Annotated in this window: 18 protein-coding genes; 2 read left to right on the top strand and 16 right to left on the bottom strand. The window is 72.5% G+C overall.

Features of this window, described 5'->3' with window-relative positions; genetic code table 11:
- From ABD785_RS19580 to ABD785_RS19560, 5 genes are all read right to left on the bottom strand, one after another.
- A partial coding sequence (locus ABD785_RS19580) for a DUF6801 domain-containing protein (protein ID WP_344830112.1) occupies positions 1 to 717 on the bottom strand: 717 nt, incomplete at its 3' end.
- A gap of 111 nt (positions 718 to 828) precedes the next feature.
- On the bottom strand, positions 829 to 2,037 hold the full coding sequence (locus ABD785_RS19575; RefSeq protein WP_344830110.1) for a PucR family transcriptional regulator: 1,209 nt from the start codon (positions 2,035 to 2,037) through the stop codon (positions 829 to 831).
- A 262-nt stretch (positions 2,038 to 2,299) separates the two neighbouring features.
- Positions 2,300 to 3,352 (bottom strand): LLM class F420-dependent oxidoreductase, encoded by a 1,053-nt coding sequence (locus tag ABD785_RS19570; protein ID WP_344830108.1) that lies wholly within the window; start codon positions 3,350 to 3,352, stop codon positions 2,300 to 2,302.
- An 89-nt stretch (positions 3,353 to 3,441) separates the two neighbouring features.
- Positions 3,442 to 4,110 (bottom strand): enoyl-CoA hydratase/isomerase family protein, encoded by a 669-nt coding sequence (locus ABD785_RS19565; protein ID WP_344830105.1) that lies wholly within the window; start codon positions 4,108 to 4,110, stop codon positions 3,442 to 3,444.
- Entirely contained in the window at positions 4,111 to 4,563 is a 453-nt protein-coding gene (locus ABD785_RS19560; protein WP_344830102.1) for a PaaI family thioesterase, read from the bottom strand. It abuts the gene before it with no gap.
- A gap of 82 nt (positions 4,564 to 4,645) precedes the next feature.
- Here ABD785_RS19560 and ABD785_RS19555 point away from each other — a divergent pair, with 82 nt between their 5' ends.
- Entirely contained in the window at positions 4,646 to 5,221 is a 576-nt protein-coding gene (locus ABD785_RS19555) for a TetR/AcrR family transcriptional regulator (RefSeq protein WP_344830100.1), read from the top strand.
- Between the two features lie 33 nt (positions 5,222 to 5,254).
- Here ABD785_RS19555 and ABD785_RS19550 read toward each other — a convergent pair whose 3' ends face one another.
- From ABD785_RS19550 to ABD785_RS19515, 8 genes are all read right to left on the bottom strand, one after another.
- Positions 5,255 to 5,620, bottom strand: a complete 366-nt coding sequence (locus ABD785_RS19550; RefSeq protein ID WP_344830098.1) for a DUF2834 domain-containing protein — start codon at positions 5,618 to 5,620, stop codon at positions 5,255 to 5,257.
- A 39-nt stretch (positions 5,621 to 5,659) separates the two neighbouring features.
- Positions 5,660 to 6,091, bottom strand: coding sequence for a type II 3-dehydroquinate dehydratase (gene aroQ / locus ABD785_RS19545; RefSeq protein WP_344830096.1), 432 nt, complete (start codon positions 6,089 to 6,091; stop codon positions 5,660 to 5,662).
- A gap of 10 nt (positions 6,092 to 6,101) precedes the next feature.
- Complete coding sequence (gene aroB, locus ABD785_RS19540) at positions 6,102 to 7,178, bottom strand: 3-dehydroquinate synthase (protein ID WP_344830093.1); 1,077 nt, start codon at positions 7,176 to 7,178, stop codon at positions 6,102 to 6,104.
- Entirely contained in the window at positions 7,175 to 7,690 is a 516-nt protein-coding gene (locus ABD785_RS19535; RefSeq protein WP_344830090.1) for a shikimate kinase, read from the bottom strand. The genes aroB and ABD785_RS19535 overlap by 4 nt, the downstream gene beginning before the upstream one ends.
- Complete coding sequence (gene aroC / locus ABD785_RS19530) at positions 7,690 to 8,871, bottom strand: chorismate synthase (RefSeq protein ID WP_344830087.1); 1,182 nt, start codon at positions 8,869 to 8,871, stop codon at positions 7,690 to 7,692. Before aroC ends, ABD785_RS19535 begins: the two co-directional genes overlap by 1 nt.
- A gap of 63 nt (positions 8,872 to 8,934) precedes the next feature.
- Entirely contained in the window at positions 8,935 to 9,492 is a 558-nt protein-coding gene (locus ABD785_RS19525) for a prepilin peptidase (protein ID WP_344830084.1), read from the bottom strand.
- Positions 9,493 to 9,501: 9 nt separating this feature from the next.
- Entirely contained in the window at positions 9,502 to 10,191 is a 690-nt protein-coding gene (locus ABD785_RS19520) for an SseB family protein (RefSeq protein ID WP_344830081.1), read from the bottom strand.
- A 60-nt stretch (positions 10,192 to 10,251) separates the two neighbouring features.
- The gene (locus ABD785_RS19515) at positions 10,252 to 11,412 is read right to left on the bottom strand and encodes a pyridoxal phosphate-dependent aminotransferase (RefSeq protein ID WP_344830079.1); all 1,161 of its coding nucleotides are present in this window, start codon (positions 11,410 to 11,412) and stop codon (positions 10,252 to 10,254) included.
- A gap of 83 nt (positions 11,413 to 11,495) precedes the next feature.
- On the opposite strand from ABD785_RS19515, the gene ABD785_RS19510 reads away from it, so the two are divergent.
- On the top strand, positions 11,496 to 12,278 hold the full coding sequence (locus tag ABD785_RS19510) for a carbon-nitrogen hydrolase family protein (protein ID WP_344830077.1): 783 nt from the start codon (positions 11,496 to 11,498) through the stop codon (positions 12,276 to 12,278).
- Here the strand turns inward: ABD785_RS19510 and ABD785_RS19505 are convergent.
- From ABD785_RS19505 to ABD785_RS19495, 3 genes are read right to left on the bottom strand one after another with little or no spacing between them, the layout of a single operon-like run.
- A complete protein-coding gene (locus ABD785_RS19505) occupies positions 12,275 to 13,705 on the bottom strand; it encodes a carboxyl transferase domain-containing protein (RefSeq protein ID WP_344830075.1) in 1,431 nt (476 codons plus the stop codon). The two genes, ABD785_RS19510 and ABD785_RS19505, sit on opposite strands and share 4 nt — an antisense overlap.
- Positions 13,702 to 15,060 carry an acyl-CoA synthetase gene (locus ABD785_RS19500; protein WP_344830073.1) on the bottom strand — a complete coding sequence of 453 codons (1,359 nt, stop codon included), beginning with the start codon at positions 15,058 to 15,060 and terminating at the stop codon, positions 13,702 to 13,704. The genes ABD785_RS19505 and ABD785_RS19500 overlap by 4 nt, the downstream gene beginning before the upstream one ends.
- Positions 15,041 to 16,207: a CaiB/BaiF CoA transferase family protein gene (locus ABD785_RS19495; protein ID WP_344830071.1), complete on the bottom strand. Its 1,167-nt coding sequence runs from the start codon at positions 16,205 to 16,207 to the stop codon at positions 15,041 to 15,043. The genes ABD785_RS19500 and ABD785_RS19495 overlap by 20 nt, the downstream gene beginning before the upstream one ends.
- Between the last annotated feature and the right edge of the window lie 28 nt (positions 16,208 to 16,235).

The following is a 16,235-nucleotide window of genomic DNA, read 5'->3' as shown; positions in this document are numbered from 1 at the left end:
CGTGGGCGTCGGGGTGGGAGGAGTCGGGGTGGGGGTCGGGGTCGGCGGAGTCGGGGTGGGGGTGGGAGGGGTGGGGGTCGGGGTCGGCGGAGTGGGCGTGCCGCCCGCGGTGAAGTCGGCGAGGGTCGTGCCGCCGCCGACCAGGGTGCAGGGGGCGTCGAAGGTGTCCTGGCCCGCGACGAGCTGGATCGGGGCTCCGGCGCTGTCGCGCAGGGTCAGCGGGCCGAGCGAGAGCCCGGTCAGGGTGATCTTGCCGGCGCCCGCCTGTGGGAAGGTCAGCGAGGGCGAGGAGCCGACCGCGGTCACCTTCATCTCGCCGGACGCGGGGACCGCGGTCTTGTCGATGGTGACGGGCACCTGCGGCGAGAGGTTGATCGTCGGGGCGACGATCGTGGCCTTGGAGACGCCCTTGCCCTCGAGGGACGCGCCGCCGACCAGGCCCATGCCCGAGACGGTGTCCTCGTTGATCGTGGAGACGGCCGTGATCGGCAGCTTGCCGCTCGGCGTGTTGACCGGGATGGTCTCCGGGATCGGGATGCTCACCGTGCTCTTCACGTCCTGCTCCCCGACGATCGGGAAGGAGCACTTGAAGGTCACGTCGATCTGGGCGGCCGAGGCCTGTCCCGCGACGCCGAGGGCGCCCAGCAGGCCGAGGGCCAGGCAGCCGACCGCGGAGGCGGCGACGCCCGTGGCGGCTCTGTTCTTCTTCGCGTTCACGCGTTCTTCCTCTCGTACCAGAAGAAACCGGAAGAGGTTTCGGCTGCGTAAACTACGGTCGCCTCGGGGCACCGGTCACCGGACAATTCGCTAAACACGCGAAAGTCCGGCTCACATATGGCCAACCGTTCCGGCCCTCCAGTAACGCAATGCCAGGATCAGTTCGAGGCGCCGTTCCGGTGCGTGGATCACGTCGCCGAACAGCGCGAGGATCTGCCTTTGCCGGTAGCGGACGGTCTGGGCGTGCAGATGCAGATGCCCGGCCACCTCGTTGGCGTTGAAGCTGCACTCGAGGCAGGCCAGCAGGGTCTCGGCCAGCCGCAGGCGCTGCGGGTCGCGCAGCTCCAGCAGGGGGCCGAGGCGCGCGGCGACCAGGTGTTCCAGCATGTCCCGGTCCTTGACCGCGACCATCATCGGGATGTGGTCGGCCGCGACGACCAGGCCGGGGCCGTCCATCTTGCAGAAGCGGGCCAGGTGCAGGGCCCGCCGGGCCCAGTCACGGGAGCGGGCGAGGCCCGTGACCTGCTCCGTCGGGCCGATGGCGGCCGTCCAGCCCCGCCCCAGCTCGGTCTCCAGGGCCCGTCTGCGGCCGGGCCCGTCGGGGTCGGCGACGATCAGGCACGGCTCCTCCAGGTGCAGGCCGGACAGCGCGTCGGCCGGCACCGACGGCCGGCGGGTGCGGTCGCGCCTGCGCAGGGCGACGACCGCGGCCCGCCGCGGGATCCGCCACTGGGCGTCCAGGGCCAGCTCCCGCAGGACGTCCCGGTCGGGTTCGGGCTCCAGCAGCGCCTCGACGAGCCTGCGCCGCCGCTCGTTGACGTCGACGCCGCCGCGCTGGAGGACCGCGAGCCCCTCGGCGTGCCCGGCCGCCATGGCCGCGGTGATCTCGTCGAGGTAGCCCAGGACCCGCTGGGCGACCTGGCCGATCAGGGCCGCGGTGATCCCCGGATACTTGGTCGCCGCCTCGCTGAGCAGCTGGATCGACGTCCCCGCGCCGATCCGGAAGGCCGCCTGCCAGGCCTCGGGTTCGATGCCCTCCTTGACGGTCACCGCCCCGAGCTCGCGGCAGTAGCCGAGCAGCCGTTCCAGCGGATCGTCGGAGTCCTCGATCAGATCGATGAACTGCCCGACCGTCCAGTTCACCGTCAGCAGCAGGATGTCGCGGTAGCGGGGATCGTCGGGGCGCCGGAACACCGGCAGCCGCTCCTCGATCTCCCGCACGGACTCCAGCGCGGCGAGCTCCGCGTTCTCCCGCAGAAGCGCGACGAGTGCCGCCATCGCCTCGTCGGGAAGGTCGTGATCAATCAGCCGGTAACGCATAAACCCATAGTGATCCACACATCCAGGACCAGAGTCTACGCAGTATTCGCACAATCACCGGCACCCCGGAGCACGCACTTCGCGATGATTCCACCACTCGGAAATGCGCGCTTTCCACCTTCCGCCGGGTCCCTTTCGCGCGCTTTCCGCACACCGGGTCCTCACCTTTTTGCACCGGCTGACAGGAAAGGCGCGCGGTCCTGTGCCCGGAAAAGGCGGAGGGCCCCGGCACTCGGTGCCGGGGCCCTTCGGGAAGGACCTGTCAGACGTCGGCGGCGAGCGTCTTGATCTGCTCGACCAGCTTCAGCTTGGCCTGGTGGTCCGCGGCGATCGGGTTGACGTTGATCGTCGTGACGCCCGCGGCCTTCATGGCCAGGAGGCGCTCCTTGACCCAGGACTCGGGGCCGATGAGCGACATGTTCTTGATCAGCTCGAAGGGGACCTTCTCGGCGGCCTCCTTCTTCTTGCCCGCCAGGTAGAGCTCCTGGATCTCGTCGGCCTCCTTCTCCCACCCGTAGCGGCGGCAGAGGTCGTTGTAGAAGTTCTTGCCCTTGGCGCCCATGCCGCCGATGTAGAGGGCGGCCATCGGGCGGCCGAACTCCAGGAAGCCCTCGACGTCGTCGCCGATCGCCAGGAAGGCCTGGGCGTTGATGTTGAAGTCCTTGCCGATCTCCGGGTCGCGCTTGGCGAAGCCGGCGCGCAGCGAGTCGCCCCAGACCTCGTCGCACTTCTCGGGCAGGAAGAAGATCGGCTGCCAGCCGTCGGCGATCTCCGCGGTCAGCTCGACGTTCTTCGGGCCGATGGCGGCGATCTCGACGGGGATGTCCGAGCGCACCGGGTGGTTGATCAGCTTGAGCGGCTTGCCGAGGCCGGTGCCCTTGTCGGCGGGCAGCGGGAGCTTGTAGTGCTTGCCGTCGTACTCGAGCGGCTTCTCGCGCTTCCAGACCTCGCGGCAGATGTCGATGACCTCGCGGGTGCGGCCCAGCGGAGCGGTGTAGGGAACGCCGTGGAAGCCCTCGATGACCTGCGGGCCCGACGCGCCGAGCCCGAGGGTGAACCGGCCCTCGGAGATGTAGTCGATGCCGGCCGCGGTCATCGCGATCAGGCTGGGCGTCCGGGAGTAGATGTTGAAGATGCCGGAGGCGATCTCCAGACGCTCGGTCTTGGCGGCGATGTAGCCGAGCTGGCTGGCGGCGTCATAGCTGTAGGCCTCGGCGACATGGACGACGTCCAGGCCCGCCCGCTCGTAGTCGGCGAGTTCGGCGACGGCTTCCTTGAACCCGCCCGAGTAGCTCAGCGGCATTCCGATGCGCATGTGGTGGTCCCATCCTCGAAGTGTGGAGCTCCGGCAAACCGAATCCGGTTCAGTATGCCGTTCGTCAGAGAGAGTGCGGCAGGCCGGGGTCAGCCGAGAGAGCCGCGCAGGGCCTCGATCACGTCCCGGTACATGCCGGTGCGGATCTTCGCCATGGTCGGGCCCGCCTTGGGGGCCAGGGAGGCGGCCAGGGCGATCGCCCGCGGCAGCACCTCGGCCTCCGGGACGGCCTGCTTGGCCAGCCCCGCCTCGACGGCCTCGGCGCCGGTGTAGCGGCGGGCGGTGACCATGGCCTCGTGGGCGGTCGCCTTGCTCAGCCGCGACTGGATCAGCGCCGACATGCCGGGGGTGAACGGGATGCCGATCTCGACCTCGGGCAGGCAGAACCAGCCCCGGTCCGAGCGCATCACCGTGAAGTCGTGGCACAGGGCCAGCATCCCGCCGCCCGCGAAGGCGTGCCCGTTGACCGCGGCCACGGTCGGGATCGGCAGGCTCAGCAGGCGCGCGAAGACGTCCTGGATCCGGTGGACGTAGGCGCCCATGCCGTCGGGGTTGGCGCCGACCCAGTCCAGGTCGAGGCCGTTGGAGAAGAATTTGCCCACGCCGGTGGTGACCAGGGCGGCGTTGCCGTCCAGGCGCTCCAGCTCGTCGAGGCAGACGCTCATGGACTCCAGGTAGTCCTGGGTGAACCGGTTCTCGCCGTCGTCCAGCCGCAGGACGTGGACGTTGCCGTCCTCGGGCTTCAGGGTGATCGCCATTTATGCCTCCGCCGGAAAGATCATGCAGGTGCTGGTGCCGTGTGCGACCAGCTTGCCATTCGCGTCCACGATGCGGCCCTCGGTGGTCGCCACCCTGCGCCCGCCGTGGACGACGGTCCCCTCGCAGGTCAGAAGCCCGCCGCTGATCGGGACGGGCCGAATGAAGTTGACCTTGAGCTCGAGCGTCGTGTAGCCCGCGCCGGCCGGGAGCGAGGCGTGGACCGCGCAGGCCATCGCCGAGTCCAGCAAGGTCGACAGGACGCCGCCGTGGACGGTCCCGAGGGGGTTGCTGAAGTCGGGCCGCGGCTCCAGCGAGAAGACGACCTTGCCGGGCTCCAGGCTCTCGGCCCGCATCCCGAGCAGGCTCCCGATGCCGATCTTCGACTCCTCGCCCAGGTCGACCATGGCCTGGAGGACTTCCAGGCCGGTCATCGTGCTGAGATCCATGGTCATCCCCCAAGGTTATGACGACTGTCATAGGGAGGATGTCCACAACCGGGCCCGGCGTCAATATGACGGGAGTCATAATGAGGGGGTGAGTGCCAAGGAGCGCATGGTGCGCAGCGCCGCGTACCTCTTCCGGGAGCGCGGCTACAGCGGGACGGGCTTCCGCGACGTGATCGCCCACAGCGGCGCGCCGCGCGGCTCGATCTACCACCACTTCCCCGGGGGCAAGGTGCAGCTCGCCGAGGAGGCCGTCCGCTACGCGGGCGACTTCGTGGCCGCGGGCACCGAGTCGGCCATCGGCGAGGGCGATCCCGTCGCGGCCATGCACGCCTTCGTCGGCTGGTGGCGGCGGGTCCTGATCAAGTCGGACTTCCAGGCGGGCTGTCCGATCACGGCCGTCACCATCGAGTCGCACGAGGACGCGCCCCAGCTCGCGGCGGCGGCCTCGGCCGCCTTCCAGCGCTGGCAGGACGCCCTGGCCCTCGGCCTGACGGCGGGCGGGGCAACCCCGGCGCGGGCCGCCCGTCTCGCCACCCTGATCGTCTCGGCGGTGGAGGGCGCGACCATCCTCAGCCGGGCCCGCCACGACCCGCAGCCCCTCGACGACGTCGCGGCGGAGCTGGAGCTCATCGTCTACAGCGCGCTCACCCAGAAGCCCGGCTGACCGCGGATCCCGCCGGCCCGGACGGGCCGCGCGTCAGGCCGCGGGTTCGGGGGCGGTGGCGCGGAGCACTGCGAGGCGGCGCTGGCGGGCGTAGAGGAAGACCGGGAAGGTCACGCTGATCGCGATGCCGAGCGAGAGCAGGTAGTACGCCCACAGGTGGGGGATCTTCAGCCTGCGGGACTCGACCCACATGAGGATCCACGCGGCGAGCAGCACGAAGATCACGTCGTTGGTGATCGAGGCAGCGGCGGGATTGGCGTAGCAGGCCTCGATGAAGCCCCACAATCCGCCGTCGCCGTCCCGCAGGAAGAACCGGATGTTCTGCGACCACGTGGCGACCAGGGCGCCCGCGGCGACCGCGAGGTAGAGCACGCACAGCACACGGTCCTGCTTGGTCATGACGGCCTCCGAGGGGGGTGGGGAGGCCATCAAGCTAACTCACAGGAGGTCGGCCAGGGCACGGAGGGCCAGGGTGTAGGAGGCGGTGCCGAATCCGGCGATGGTTCCGGTGGCGACGCCCGCCACGACCGAGGTGTGGCGGAACTCCTCGCGGGTGGCCGGGTTGGAGAGGTGCACCTCGATGAGCGGGGCGGTGCGCTGGGCGAGGGCGTCGCGCAGCGAGTAGGAGTAGTGGGTGAAGGCCGCCGGGTTCAGGATGATCGGCGTCCGGTCGTCGACGGCCTGGTGGATCCAGCCGACGATCTCGGCCTCGTCGTTGGTCTGCCGGAAGTCGACGTCCAGGCCGAGTTCCCGGCCCGTCTCGGCGCAGAGCTTGGCCAGGTCGGCGAGCGTGTCGGCACCGTAGACCTCGGGCTCGCGGGTGCCGAGCCGGTTGAGGTTCGGGCCGTTCAGGACCAGGACACGCGTCATATCGGGGCTCCTAGCGGGAGACGCGGGCGTAGGCCGCGGTCAGGACGTCCTCGGCGGGGCCCGCCAGCCGGCCGCACTCGCCGAGCTCGTCGAGGACGACGAAGCGGAGCGTGGCGCCCCTGGTCTTCTTGTCGATGTTCATGGTGGAGCGCAGTTCGGGCCAGGCGTCGGCCCCGTAGACGACCGGCAGGCCCACCGAGGAGAACACCGCGCGGTGGCGCTCGACGAGGGCGTCGTCGATGCGGCCGTCCAGGCGGGACAGCTCGGCGGCGTAGACGCAGCCGATGGCGACGGCGTGGCCGTGCCGGAACCGGTAGTCCTCGGCCTTCTCGATGGCGTGGGCCAGGGTGTGGCCGTAGTTGAGGATCTCGCGGAGCCCGGCCTCCTTGAGGTCGGCGCCGACCACGTCGGCCTTGACCTGGACGGCCCGCTCGACCAGCTCGCGGGTGTGCGGCCCGTCGGGACGCGCGGCGCCCTCGGGGTCGGCCTCCACCAGCTCCAGGATGCGCGGGTCGCGGATGAACCCCGCCTTGATCGTCTCGGCGAGGCCGGAGATGTAGTCCTCGCGCGGCACCGTCATCAGCGTGGTCAGGTCGCACAGGACGCCCGCGGGCGGCGCGAACGCCCCCACGAGGTTCTTGCCCTCGGGGATGTTGATCCCGGTCTTGCCGCCGACGGCCGCGTCGACCATGGCCAGCAGGGTCGTCGGCACGAGCACGCACCGCACCCCGCGCAGCCAGGACGCCGCGGCGAACCCGGCCAGGTCGGTGGTGGCCCCGCCGCCGACGCCCACGACCGCGTCGGTCCTGGTCATCCCGGCGGCCGCGAACTCCGACCAGAGCCGGGCCAGCACGGAGACGTCCTTGGACCTCTCCCCGCTGGGCACCGCGAAGGAGTGGACGAGGTATCCGGCCTGTTCCAGCACCCCGAGGACGGGCCTGGCGATCTCCGGCAGCCCCTCGTCGTGGACGACCGCGACGCTCCGCGGCCGCTCCCCCACGAGTCCCGGCAGCTCACCGAGGATCCCGGTGCCGATGACGACGTCGTAGGGCTCGTCACCGTGCACGGTGATCCGGCTGACCGTCATCGGGCGCCCTCCGCGGAGAGCCCGGCGGCGAGGTCGGCGACGACCTCTTCCGGGGTCCGGTCCGTCGTGACCGCGGTGATCTTGGCGAGGCGCTCGTAGATCGGGAGCCGCTCGTCGAGGAGCTTGCGCAGCTGGGAGCGGGGGTTCAGCACCAGCAGCGGCCGGGCGGAGTTGAGCCCGACGCGCTTGACCGCCTCGGACAGGGAGACCTCGAGGTAGACCACGGTGTGCCCGGCGAGCAGCGCCTGGGTCTCCTCGCTGAGGATCGCGCCGCCGCCGAGGGCCACGACACCGCCGTGCTCCTCCAGCGCCGCCGCGACGGCCCGCCGCTCGAGCTCGCGGAAGGCCTGCTCGCCGTCGTCGATGAAGATCTCGCTGATCGGCTTGGCGGCCAGGACCTCGATGTCGAGGTCGGTGTCGCGGAACGGGACTCCCAGCAGCTCGGCGAGGCCGGTGCCGATGGTGGTCTTGCCCGATCCGGGCGGTCCGATGACGACGGCGACGGGAGCCATTACTTCACCACCAGGGACTGGAGGTAGGCGCGGGCATTACGGGCGGTCTCCTCGACATGGTCGCCGCCGAACTTCTCCAGCACGGCGTCGGCCAGGCAGAGCGCGACCATGGACTCGGCGACGACGCCCGCGGCCGGAACCGCCGTGACGTCGCTGCGCTGGTTGATCGCCTTGGCGGGCTCGCCGGTCAGGACGTCGATGGTGTCGAGCTGGCGCGGGACCGTGGAGATCGGCTTCATCGCGGCGCGGACCCGCAGGACCTCGCCGGTGGTCATGCCGCCCTCGATGCCGCCCGCCCGGTTGGTGCGGCGGCGCACGCCCTCGGGGGTGTTGTCGATCTCGTCGTGGGCGCGGGTGCCGGGCCTCTTGGCCGTCTCGAAGCCGTCGCCGACCGCGACGGCCTTGATCGCCTGGATGCCCATGAGGATCCCGGCGAGGCGGGCGTCGAGGCGCCTGTCCCAGTGGACGTGGCTGCCGAGGCCGGGCGGGAGCCCGTAGGCGAGGACCTCGACGACGCCGCCGATGGTGTCGCCGGCCTTCTTGAGCTCGTCGACGTGGGCGACCATGGCCGCGTCGGTCTCGGCGTGGAAGCAGCGGGCCGGGCTGGAGTCGATCGCGGCGAGGTCGCCGGGTTCGGGGAGCGGGGCGTCGGCGGGGACCTCGACCTCGCCGAGGGAGACCACATGGCTGAAGACCTCGACGCCGAGCGCCTGCTTCAGGAAGTTCTTGGCGACCTCGCCGAGCGCGACCCTGGCGGCGGTCTCCCGGGCGCTGGCGCGCTCGAGGATCGGCCGGGCGTCGTCGAAGCCGTACTTCTGGATGCCCGCGAGGTCGGCGTGGCCGGGCCGGGGCCGCGACAGCGGGGCGTTGCGGGCCTGGGCGGCGAGGACCTCGGGGTCGACCGGGTCGGGCGACATCACGGTCTCCCACTTGGGCCACTCGGTGTTGCCGACCTCGATGGCGACGGGCCCGCCCAGGGTCTGGCCGTGGCGGATGCCGCCGACGATCGTCACCTTGTCCTGCTCGAACTTCATGCGGGCGCCCCGGCCATGGCCGAGACGGCGGCGGCGCAGCCCCTCGGCGATGTCGGCGGACGTGACGCGGACGCCCGCGGGCATCCCCTCCACGATCGCGACGAGGGCGGGGCCGTGCGACTCTCCAGCGGTCAACCAGCGCAACATACTGGTAATTCTTCCATCTCCCCCGCCCTGGCGCGGCCACCCCGTCCACGGGTCGAGACGGGATCAGGCGTAGATCAGCACCGCGGCGAGGGTTCCCCCCACCATGAACGGCCCGAACGGGATGCCGGCCCCGAGCCCGCCCCGCCGGGAAACGATCACTCCGGCGGCCCACAGCCCGCCCAGCAGATGGATCGCGACGACCCCGCCGATCACGGCGCCGAGCCCGAGCCAGCCCAGCAGCGCGCCGAGCGAGAGCGCGAGCTTCACATCGCCCAGCCCGATGTGGCCGGGCAGGGCGAACCACTGGATCCCGTAGAAGGCGAACAGCCCGAGCGCCCCGTAGACGGCCCCGGCCGGGCTCCCCTCCCCCGAGAGGGCCAGCAGGGCGAGGATCATCGCGGCCCCGGGCAGCGTCAGCGGGTCGGGGAGCCTCTTGAGCGCCACGTCGATCACCGCGAGCAGGGTGCCGCCCACCCCGAGGACCAGGAACGCCGGAAGATCACTGCGCCAGCCCAGCCGCCAGGTGATCAGCGCGCAGACGGCCACGGCCACCCCCGTGACGGCCCACGGCCGCTCGCGCACGGGGTCGAACCAGGGATCCCGGGGGGCGATCTCCTCCATGGGCGCACCCTAGCGGCGGAAGACCCCGAGTTCGATGCCGCCGACGATCCGGCCGCGCAGGACGTCGGCGAGACGGTCGCCGACCCTGCGGATGGCGCCCTGCTCGTCGGCTCCGGGGGCGATCGCGAAGCGGACGGACAGCTCGGCGCCCTTGCCGGGACCCACCCGGACGCCCGTCACCTCGGTCTCGGGGCTGAAGGCGGCCTCGATCGCGGCGAGGACGTCGGGGTCCTCGTGCAGCGGCGGGATCGGGCGGCCCTCGGCGAGCAGATGGAGCCTGACCCCGTCGACGGCGAAGGGGATCGGCCCGGCCACGTCGACGACCAGGGCGTCGGCCTCCTCGTCGAGGGCGGCCTTGCAGGCGTCCCTGGCGTGGATGGGGACGGGCCTGGCGTCGGGGTTCCACATCTTCATGGTCCGCATGGAGGTGAACCCGAGGACGCCTCGGCGCCCGTCCTGGCCGATGAGGGTCGGCAGGGCCATGTCGGACTCCTTCTCCCGGCGCAGCCCGTCGACCTCCTCCGCCTCGGTGAGGACCGCGACGATCGGCACCAGCAGCCGGCTCTCGTACAGCTCGCTGATCACCCCGTGCTCGCCCGCCCGCCCGGACGCGTAGGCCGCGAGGGCGGCGGCGAGCCGTGGGTCGGCGTTCCCGTCGTCGTTGGGGAACTGGGGTTGCGGAATAGTCGGTCCTGCCACGTCCGGAAGGGTATAACCAATCCTCGTGGCCCAGAGCGCTCTTGTGAACACTCGTCGTGGTCAGAGGCGGCGGAGGCGGGCGACGGCCTCGTCGATGACCTCGTCCTTCTTGCAGAAGGCGAAGCGGACGTACCGGGCACCGCGCGACGGATCGGCGTAGAACACCTGGGTCGGCACGCAGACCACCCCCGCCAGCTCGGGCAGGGCGCGGGCGAGGGTCAGCCCGTCGGTGTGGCCGAGGCCGCTGATGTCGGCCTGGACGAAGTAGGTGCCCTGCGGGCGGAGGACGGTGAACCCGGCCGCCTCGAGCCCGGTCATCAGCCGGTCGCGCTTGGACTGGAGGGTCTTGCGGAGCGCCTCCACCCAGTCCAGCTCGTGGGCGAGGCCGTGCGCGACGGCCTCCTGCCACGGCCCGGAGCCGACGTAGGTGAGGAACTGCTTGACCGTCCGGACCGCGTCGACGTAGCGGGCGGGCGCGCAGACCCAGCCGGTCTTCCAGCCGGTCACCGAGAAGGTCTTGCCGGCCGAGGAGATCGAGACGGTCCGCTCGCGCATCCCCTCGAAGGCGGCCAGCGGCCGGTGGACGGCGTCGTCGAAGGTCAGGTACTCGTACACCTCGTCGGTGATGGCGACGAGGTCGTGCTCGACGCAGAGCGCCGCGATCTCCGCGAGCTCCTCCCCGGTGAACACGGTGCCGCACGGGTTGTGCGGGGTGTTGACCAGGATCGCCCGGGTCCTCGGGGTGACCGCCGCGCGCAGCTCTCCGGGGTCGAAGGTGAACCGCCCCCCGGACGGCCGGAGCGTGACGGGCCTCAGCACCGCCCCCGACAGGGCGATCGTCGCCGCGTAGGAGTCGTAGAACGGCTCGAACGCGATCACCTCGTCGCCGTTCTCGGTGAGCGCCAGCACCGCCGAGGCGATGGCCTCGGTCGCGCCCACGGTGACGAGGACCTCGGTGTCGGGGTCGTAGTCCAGCCCGTACCGCTCCCGCCGCTGCTCCGCGACGGCCCGCCGCAGCACGGGCAGGCCCGGTCCCGGCGGGTACTGGTTGCCGCCGCCCTCGATCGAGGCGACCGCGGCCGCCAGGACCCCGGCGGGCCCGTCCTCGTCGGGGAAGCCCTGCCCGAGGTTGATCGCCCCGGTCCTCACGGCCAGCGCGGACATCTCCGCGAAGATCGTCGTCCCGAAGCCCTGCATGCGCCCCACCAGCGGTCCGTTCACGCGCCCAGCCTAGGACGTGTCTCACGGGTCTCCGTGCCCGTCCGCGGAGTCTCCGGGCTCCGGGATTCGGGCAGACTGGGCGCATGCGCATTGGTCTGTGTCAGATCGAGGTCGGGGACGACCCCAAGGAGAACCTGGCCGCCGTCCGGGCCGCCCTGGCCAAGTGCCCGGGTGCCGAGCTGGCGGTCTTCCCCGAGGCGACCATGGTCCGCTTCGGCAACCGGCTGGCCGACTTCGCCGAGCCGCTCGACGGCCCCTTCGTGACGGGGTTGCGCGAGCTGGCGGCCGAGAGGGGCATCGCCCTGGTCGCGGGGGTCTTCGAGCCCGCCGCCGACGGCCGCGTGTACAACACCCTGGTCGTGATCTCCGAGACCGGGGAGCTCACCGGCTCCTACCGGAAGATCCATCTGTTCGACGCCTACGCCTTCGCGGAGTCCGCGACGGTCGCGGCGGGCGACGAGCCGGTGATCGTCCATGTCGCGGGCACCACGATCGGCCTGATGACCTGCTACGACGTGCGCTTCCCCGAGCTGGCCCGCGCCCTGATCGACCGGGGCATCGAGGTCCTGGTCATCGCGGCGGCCTGGGCGGAGGGGAACTTCAAGGAGGAGCACTGGACCACGCTGGTCCGGGCCCGCGCGATCGAGAACACCGTCTGGACCGTCGCGGTCGGCAAGGCACCCGACCGCTCCGACCCGCCCCGCGGCGCCCGTACCGGCGTCGGCCGCAGCCTTCTCATCGACCCGATGGGCACGGTCGTCACCGACCTGGGCCCGTTCCCGTGCGTCCGCACCCTCAACGCCGACCTCACCCTCACCGGCAAGGTCCGCGCGGTGATCCCCGCACTCGACCACCGCAGGCTCTAAGGGAAGGCGAAGCGGGCGGCCCTGACGGCCAGGCGGTCGCCGGTGAGCGCCGAGGCCTCGCGCACGGCCGTCTCGATCCCGGCGGTGAGCGCGGTGGTCTCCTCCGCGAGGATCCGGTCGACGATGCCGCGGGCGAGCAGGTCGGCGGCCCTGATGCCCTGGGCCTCGGCCAGCTCGGGGGCGCGCTCCGGGGTCCGGTGCACGATCACCGAGGCTCCTTCGGGCGGCAGCGGCGCCAGCCAGGCGTTCTCGGCGGCCAGCACCCGGTCGGCGGGCAGCAGGGCCAGCGCCGCCCCGCCGGCTCCCTCGCCCAGCAGCAGGCAGACGGTCGCGGTGTCCAGGACGGTCAGCTCGGCGAGGCAGCGGGCGATCTCCCCGGCCAGCCCGCGGTTCTCCGCCTCGGCCGACAGCACCGCCCCCGGGGTGTCGACGACGGTCACGAGCGGCAGCCCCAGCTCGGCGGCCAGCCGCATCCCGCGCCGCGCCACCCGCAGCCCGCCCGGCCCGATCGGATGGCCCTCGCGACGGCTGCACCGGTCCTGCCCGACGACGACGCAGCGCGCCGTGCCGAAGGAGGCCAGGGCCAGTCTCAGCCCGGGATCGTCCTCTCCTTCGCCCGTCCCGGAGAGCACGGTGAGGTCGCCCGCGGCGGCGAGGAGCTCACGGACCCCGGCCCGCCCCTCCCTCCTGGTCCGCTCGACGGCCTCCCAGGCCCCGGCGGGCGGCCCCGGGCTCGCGGCCGTCTCCGGCCCGGGCCGCGCGGCCTTCCCCGGTGCGCACAGGACGTCCAGGACGCGCCGGACGACCGGCCGCAGGTCCTCCGGCCGGATGACGGCGTCGACGATCCCCCGGTCGGCGAGGTTCTCCGCCCGCTGCACCCCCTCGGGAAAGGGCTCGCCGTGCAGCGCCTCGTACACCCGCGGCCCGAGGAAGCCGATGAGGGCGCCGGGCTCGGCGGCGGTGAGATGGCCGAGGGAGCCCCAGGAGGCCAGGACGCCGCCGGTCGTCGGATGCCGGAGGTACACGAGGTAGGGCAGCCGGGCGCGCCGGTGGACCATGACGGCCGCGGTGATGCGCGCCATCTGCACGAACGCGGCCGTCCCCTCCTGCATACGGGTCCCGCCCGAGCAGGGCGCGGCCAGGAGGGGCAGGCCCTCACGGGTGGCGCGGGCGACCGCCGCCACGATGCGGTCGGCGGTCGCCACCCCGATCGATCCGGCGAGGAACGCGAACTCGCTCACCACGAACGCGACCCTGCGGCCGCCGAGGGCGCCCTCGCCGGTGATGACGGCCTCGTCGCAGCCGCTGCGCTCGCACGCCTCCCGCCACTGCGCGGCGTATCCGGCCGGAGCGGTGACGGGCGTGTCCCACGAGCGCGTGCCGCCCGGGTCGAGGGTCACTTCCACCAGCCGTCGCGCGTCGGTCATGAGCGCAGCAGCTTCTTCTGGACCTTGCCGAGGGCGTTGCGCGGGAGGGCGTCGACGAAGTGGACGGTCCTGGGCCGCTTGTGCGCCGAGAGCGTCGTGCCGACATGGCTGATGAGATCCGCGGCGCTCACCCCGTCGGCGATGACGAAGGCGGTGACCTGCTCGCCGAGGTCGGGGTGGGGGGTGCCGAGCACGGCGGCCTCGCGGACGGCCGGATGCGCCAGCAGGGCGTTCTCGACCTCGCCCGCCCCGATCTTGTAGCCGCCGCTCTTGATGAGGTCGGTGGAGGCGCGGCCGACGATCCGGTGCCGTCCGCCGGCGTCGACGGTGGCGATGTCGCCGGTGTGGAACCAGCCGTCGCGCAGCGCCTCGGCGGTGGCCTCGGGGCGGTTCAGGTAGCCGTTGAAGATCATCGGTGCGCGGACGACGAGCTCACCGGGGGTCTCGCCGTCGCGCGGGGCCGGGGAGCCGTCCTCGTGGACCAGCCGGGTCTCGACGCCGCGCAGCGGGAGCCCGACGCAGGCGGGAAGGCGTTCGCCGTCGTGCCGGGCACTGATCGTGATGAGGGTCTCGGTCATGCCGTACCGCTCGACCGGCCGGTGCCCGGTGCGCGCCTCCAGTTCGGCGAAGACCGGCGCGGGCAGCGGCGCGCTGCCGGACACGAGCAGCCGGGCGCCGCGCAGCTCACCGGCCACTGCGGAGGAGGCCAGCCGCGACCAGACCGTCGGCACCCCGAAGTACAGCGATCCTCGGGCCGCCGCGTACGCCTCGGGCGTGGGACGCCCGGTGTGCACCAGCTCGGATCCGGCGCGCAGGGCGCCCAGCACGCCGAGCACCAGCCCGTGGACGTGGAACAGCGGCAGCCCGTGCACGACCCGGTCCTCCGGAGTCCACGCCCAGGCCTCGGCGAGCGCGTCGAGCCCGGCGGCGATCGCCCCGCGCGAGATCAGGACGCCCTTGGGCGGCCCCGTCGTCCCGCTGGTGTAGAGGATCAGCCCGGTCGCCCCGGCCGGCGGCTCGGTGAACGACCCGTCGCCGGTCCCGGTGACGGGCACGGCCGGGAGGCCGAGGTCATCGGTGCCGAGCAGCAGTTCGGCACCGGAGTCGCCGAGGATGTGCCGCCGCTCCCCGATCCCGGAGTCGGGCGGCAGCGGCACGACCGGCACCCCGGCCAGCAGCGCCCCGACCACGGCGACCACGGTGTCGGCGCTCGCGGTGGCGTTGACCGCGACGCACCCGGCCCCGCTGATCCGCCCGGCCACCCCGGCGGCCCTGGCCATCAGCTCCTGCCTGCCGAGCACCTCACCGGCGATCGTCAGCTTCTGGTCCCGCTCGTCACCCAGCAACCGGTTCACGTCCCTCATCCTCTCTCTTCTCCAGCCAGGCGCGGATCGCGTCGCCGTGTTCGTCGAGCAGGGGCGGCGCCGACGGTTCCAGGGCGTGGTCGTCGAAGCGGAGGGCGGGGCCCGGGAGCTCGATCGGGCCGAGGGCGGCATGGTCGACCGTCACGACCAGGCCCTGGGAGCGGGTCTGCTCCCAGGTGTAGACCTCGTCGATGGACCGGATGCTCCCGGCGGGGACCCCTGCGGCCTCGAAGCGGGCCAGCCAGGTCGCGCGCGGGGCGGCGGCGAGGGCGGTCTCGATCTCCGCGGTGAGCTCGGCGCGGCGGGCCGTCCTGCCGGGCAGCGCGGCATAGCGCGGGTCGTCGGGGTCGAGGCCGGCGAGCGGGGCGAACCGCCGCCAGATCGCCTGGTTGGCGACGCCGATCTGGAGCAGGCCGTCGGCGCAGCGGAAGGTCCCGTAGGGCGCGATCGAGGGATGGTCGTTGCCGAGGGAGACCGGGACCTCCCCGGCGACGGTCCAGCGGGTGCCCTGGAAGGCGTGCGCGGCGACGACCGAGGCCAGCAGCGAGGTCCTGACGACCTGCCCGCGCCCGGTGCGCTCCCGCTCGTACAGGGCGGCGAGGATCCCCGAGACGGCGTTCTGGGCGGCCAGGACGTCGGCGACCGACAGCCCGACCTTGCTCGGTTCCCCCGGCGGGCCCGTGACGCTCATCAGCCCGGCCTCGCCCTGCACGATGGCGTCGTATCCCGGACGCCCGCCCTCGGGACCGTCGTGCCCGAACCCCGTCACCGACATGATCACCAGCCGGGGGTTGATCTCCGTGAGCCGCCCGAACCCCAGCCCGAGCCGGTCCATGACGCCGGTCCTGAAGTTCTCCACCAGCACGTCGGCCCGCTCCACCAGCCGCAGCAGGACACCGTGGTCGGCGGGGTCCTTGAGGTCGAGGGCGATCGACTCCTTGCCCCGGTTGCAGGACAGGTAGTAGGTGCTGACCCCGTCGGCGAACGGCGGCCCCCAGCCGCGGGTCTCGTCGCCCTCCCCCGGCTGCTCCACCTTGATCACCCGGGCGCCGAGGTCGGCCAGCGTCTGGGTCGCGTGCGGCCCGGCCACGACCCTGCTGAGATCGACGACGAGCAGCCCGTCCAGCGGTCCCGACATTCCCCACCTCCGGTGACGAAGTATCCCC

The sequence above is a fragment of the Actinocorallia longicatena genome, assembly GCF_039534125.1.
Taxonomy (GTDB): domain Bacteria; phylum Actinomycetota; class Actinomycetes; order Streptosporangiales; family Streptosporangiaceae; genus Actinocorallia; species Actinocorallia longicatena.
Note: the sequence above shows the minus strand (reverse complement) of the source record. Positions and strands in the feature narration are given on the sequence as shown.

Bases quoted from the DNA above. Each gene is read 5' to 3' on its own strand.
- ABD785_RS19575 (WP_344830110.1), bottom strand. From the start codon at position 2,037: ATGCGTTACCGGCTGATTGATCACGACCTTCCCGACGAGGCGATGGCG.
- ABD785_RS19570 (WP_344830108.1), bottom strand. From the start codon at position 3,352: ATGCGCATCGGAATGCCGCTGAGCTACTCGGGCGGGTTCAAGGAAGCC.
- ABD785_RS19565 (WP_344830105.1), bottom strand. From the start codon at position 4,110: ATGGCGATCACCCTGAAGCCCGAGGACGGCAACGTCCACGTCCTGCGG.
- ABD785_RS19560 (WP_344830102.1), bottom strand. From the start codon at position 4,563: ATGACCATGGATCTCAGCACGATGACCGGCCTGGAAGTCCTCCAGGCC.
- ABD785_RS19550 (WP_344830098.1), bottom strand. From the start codon at position 5,620: ATGACCAAGCAGGACCGTGTGCTGTGCGTGCTCTACCTCGCGGTCGCC.
- aroQ (WP_344830096.1), bottom strand. From the start codon at position 6,091: ATGACGCGTGTCCTGGTCCTGAACGGCCCGAACCTCAACCGGCTCGGC.
- aroB (WP_344830093.1), bottom strand. From the start codon at position 7,178: ATGACGGTCAGCCGGATCACCGTGCACGGTGACGAGCCCTACGACGTC.
- ABD785_RS19535 (WP_344830090.1), bottom strand. From the start codon at position 7,690: ATGGCTCCCGTCGCCGTCGTCATCGGACCGCCCGGATCGGGCAAGACC.
- aroC (WP_344830087.1), bottom strand. From the start codon at position 8,871: ATGTTGCGCTGGTTGACCGCTGGAGAGTCGCACGGCCCCGCCCTCGTC.
- ABD785_RS19525 (WP_344830084.1), bottom strand. From the start codon at position 9,492: ATGGAGGAGATCGCCCCCCGGGATCCCTGGTTCGACCCCGTGCGCGAG.
- ABD785_RS19510 (WP_344830077.1), top strand. From the start codon at position 11,496: ATGCGCATTGGTCTGTGTCAGATCGAGGTCGGGGACGACCCCAAGGAG.
- ABD785_RS19505 (WP_344830075.1), bottom strand. From the start codon at position 13,705: ATGACCGACGCGCGACGGCTGGTGGAAGTGACCCTCGACCCGGGCGGC.
- ABD785_RS19495 (WP_344830071.1), bottom strand. From the start codon at position 16,207: ATGTCGGGACCGCTGGACGGGCTGCTCGTCGTCGATCTCAGCAGGGTC.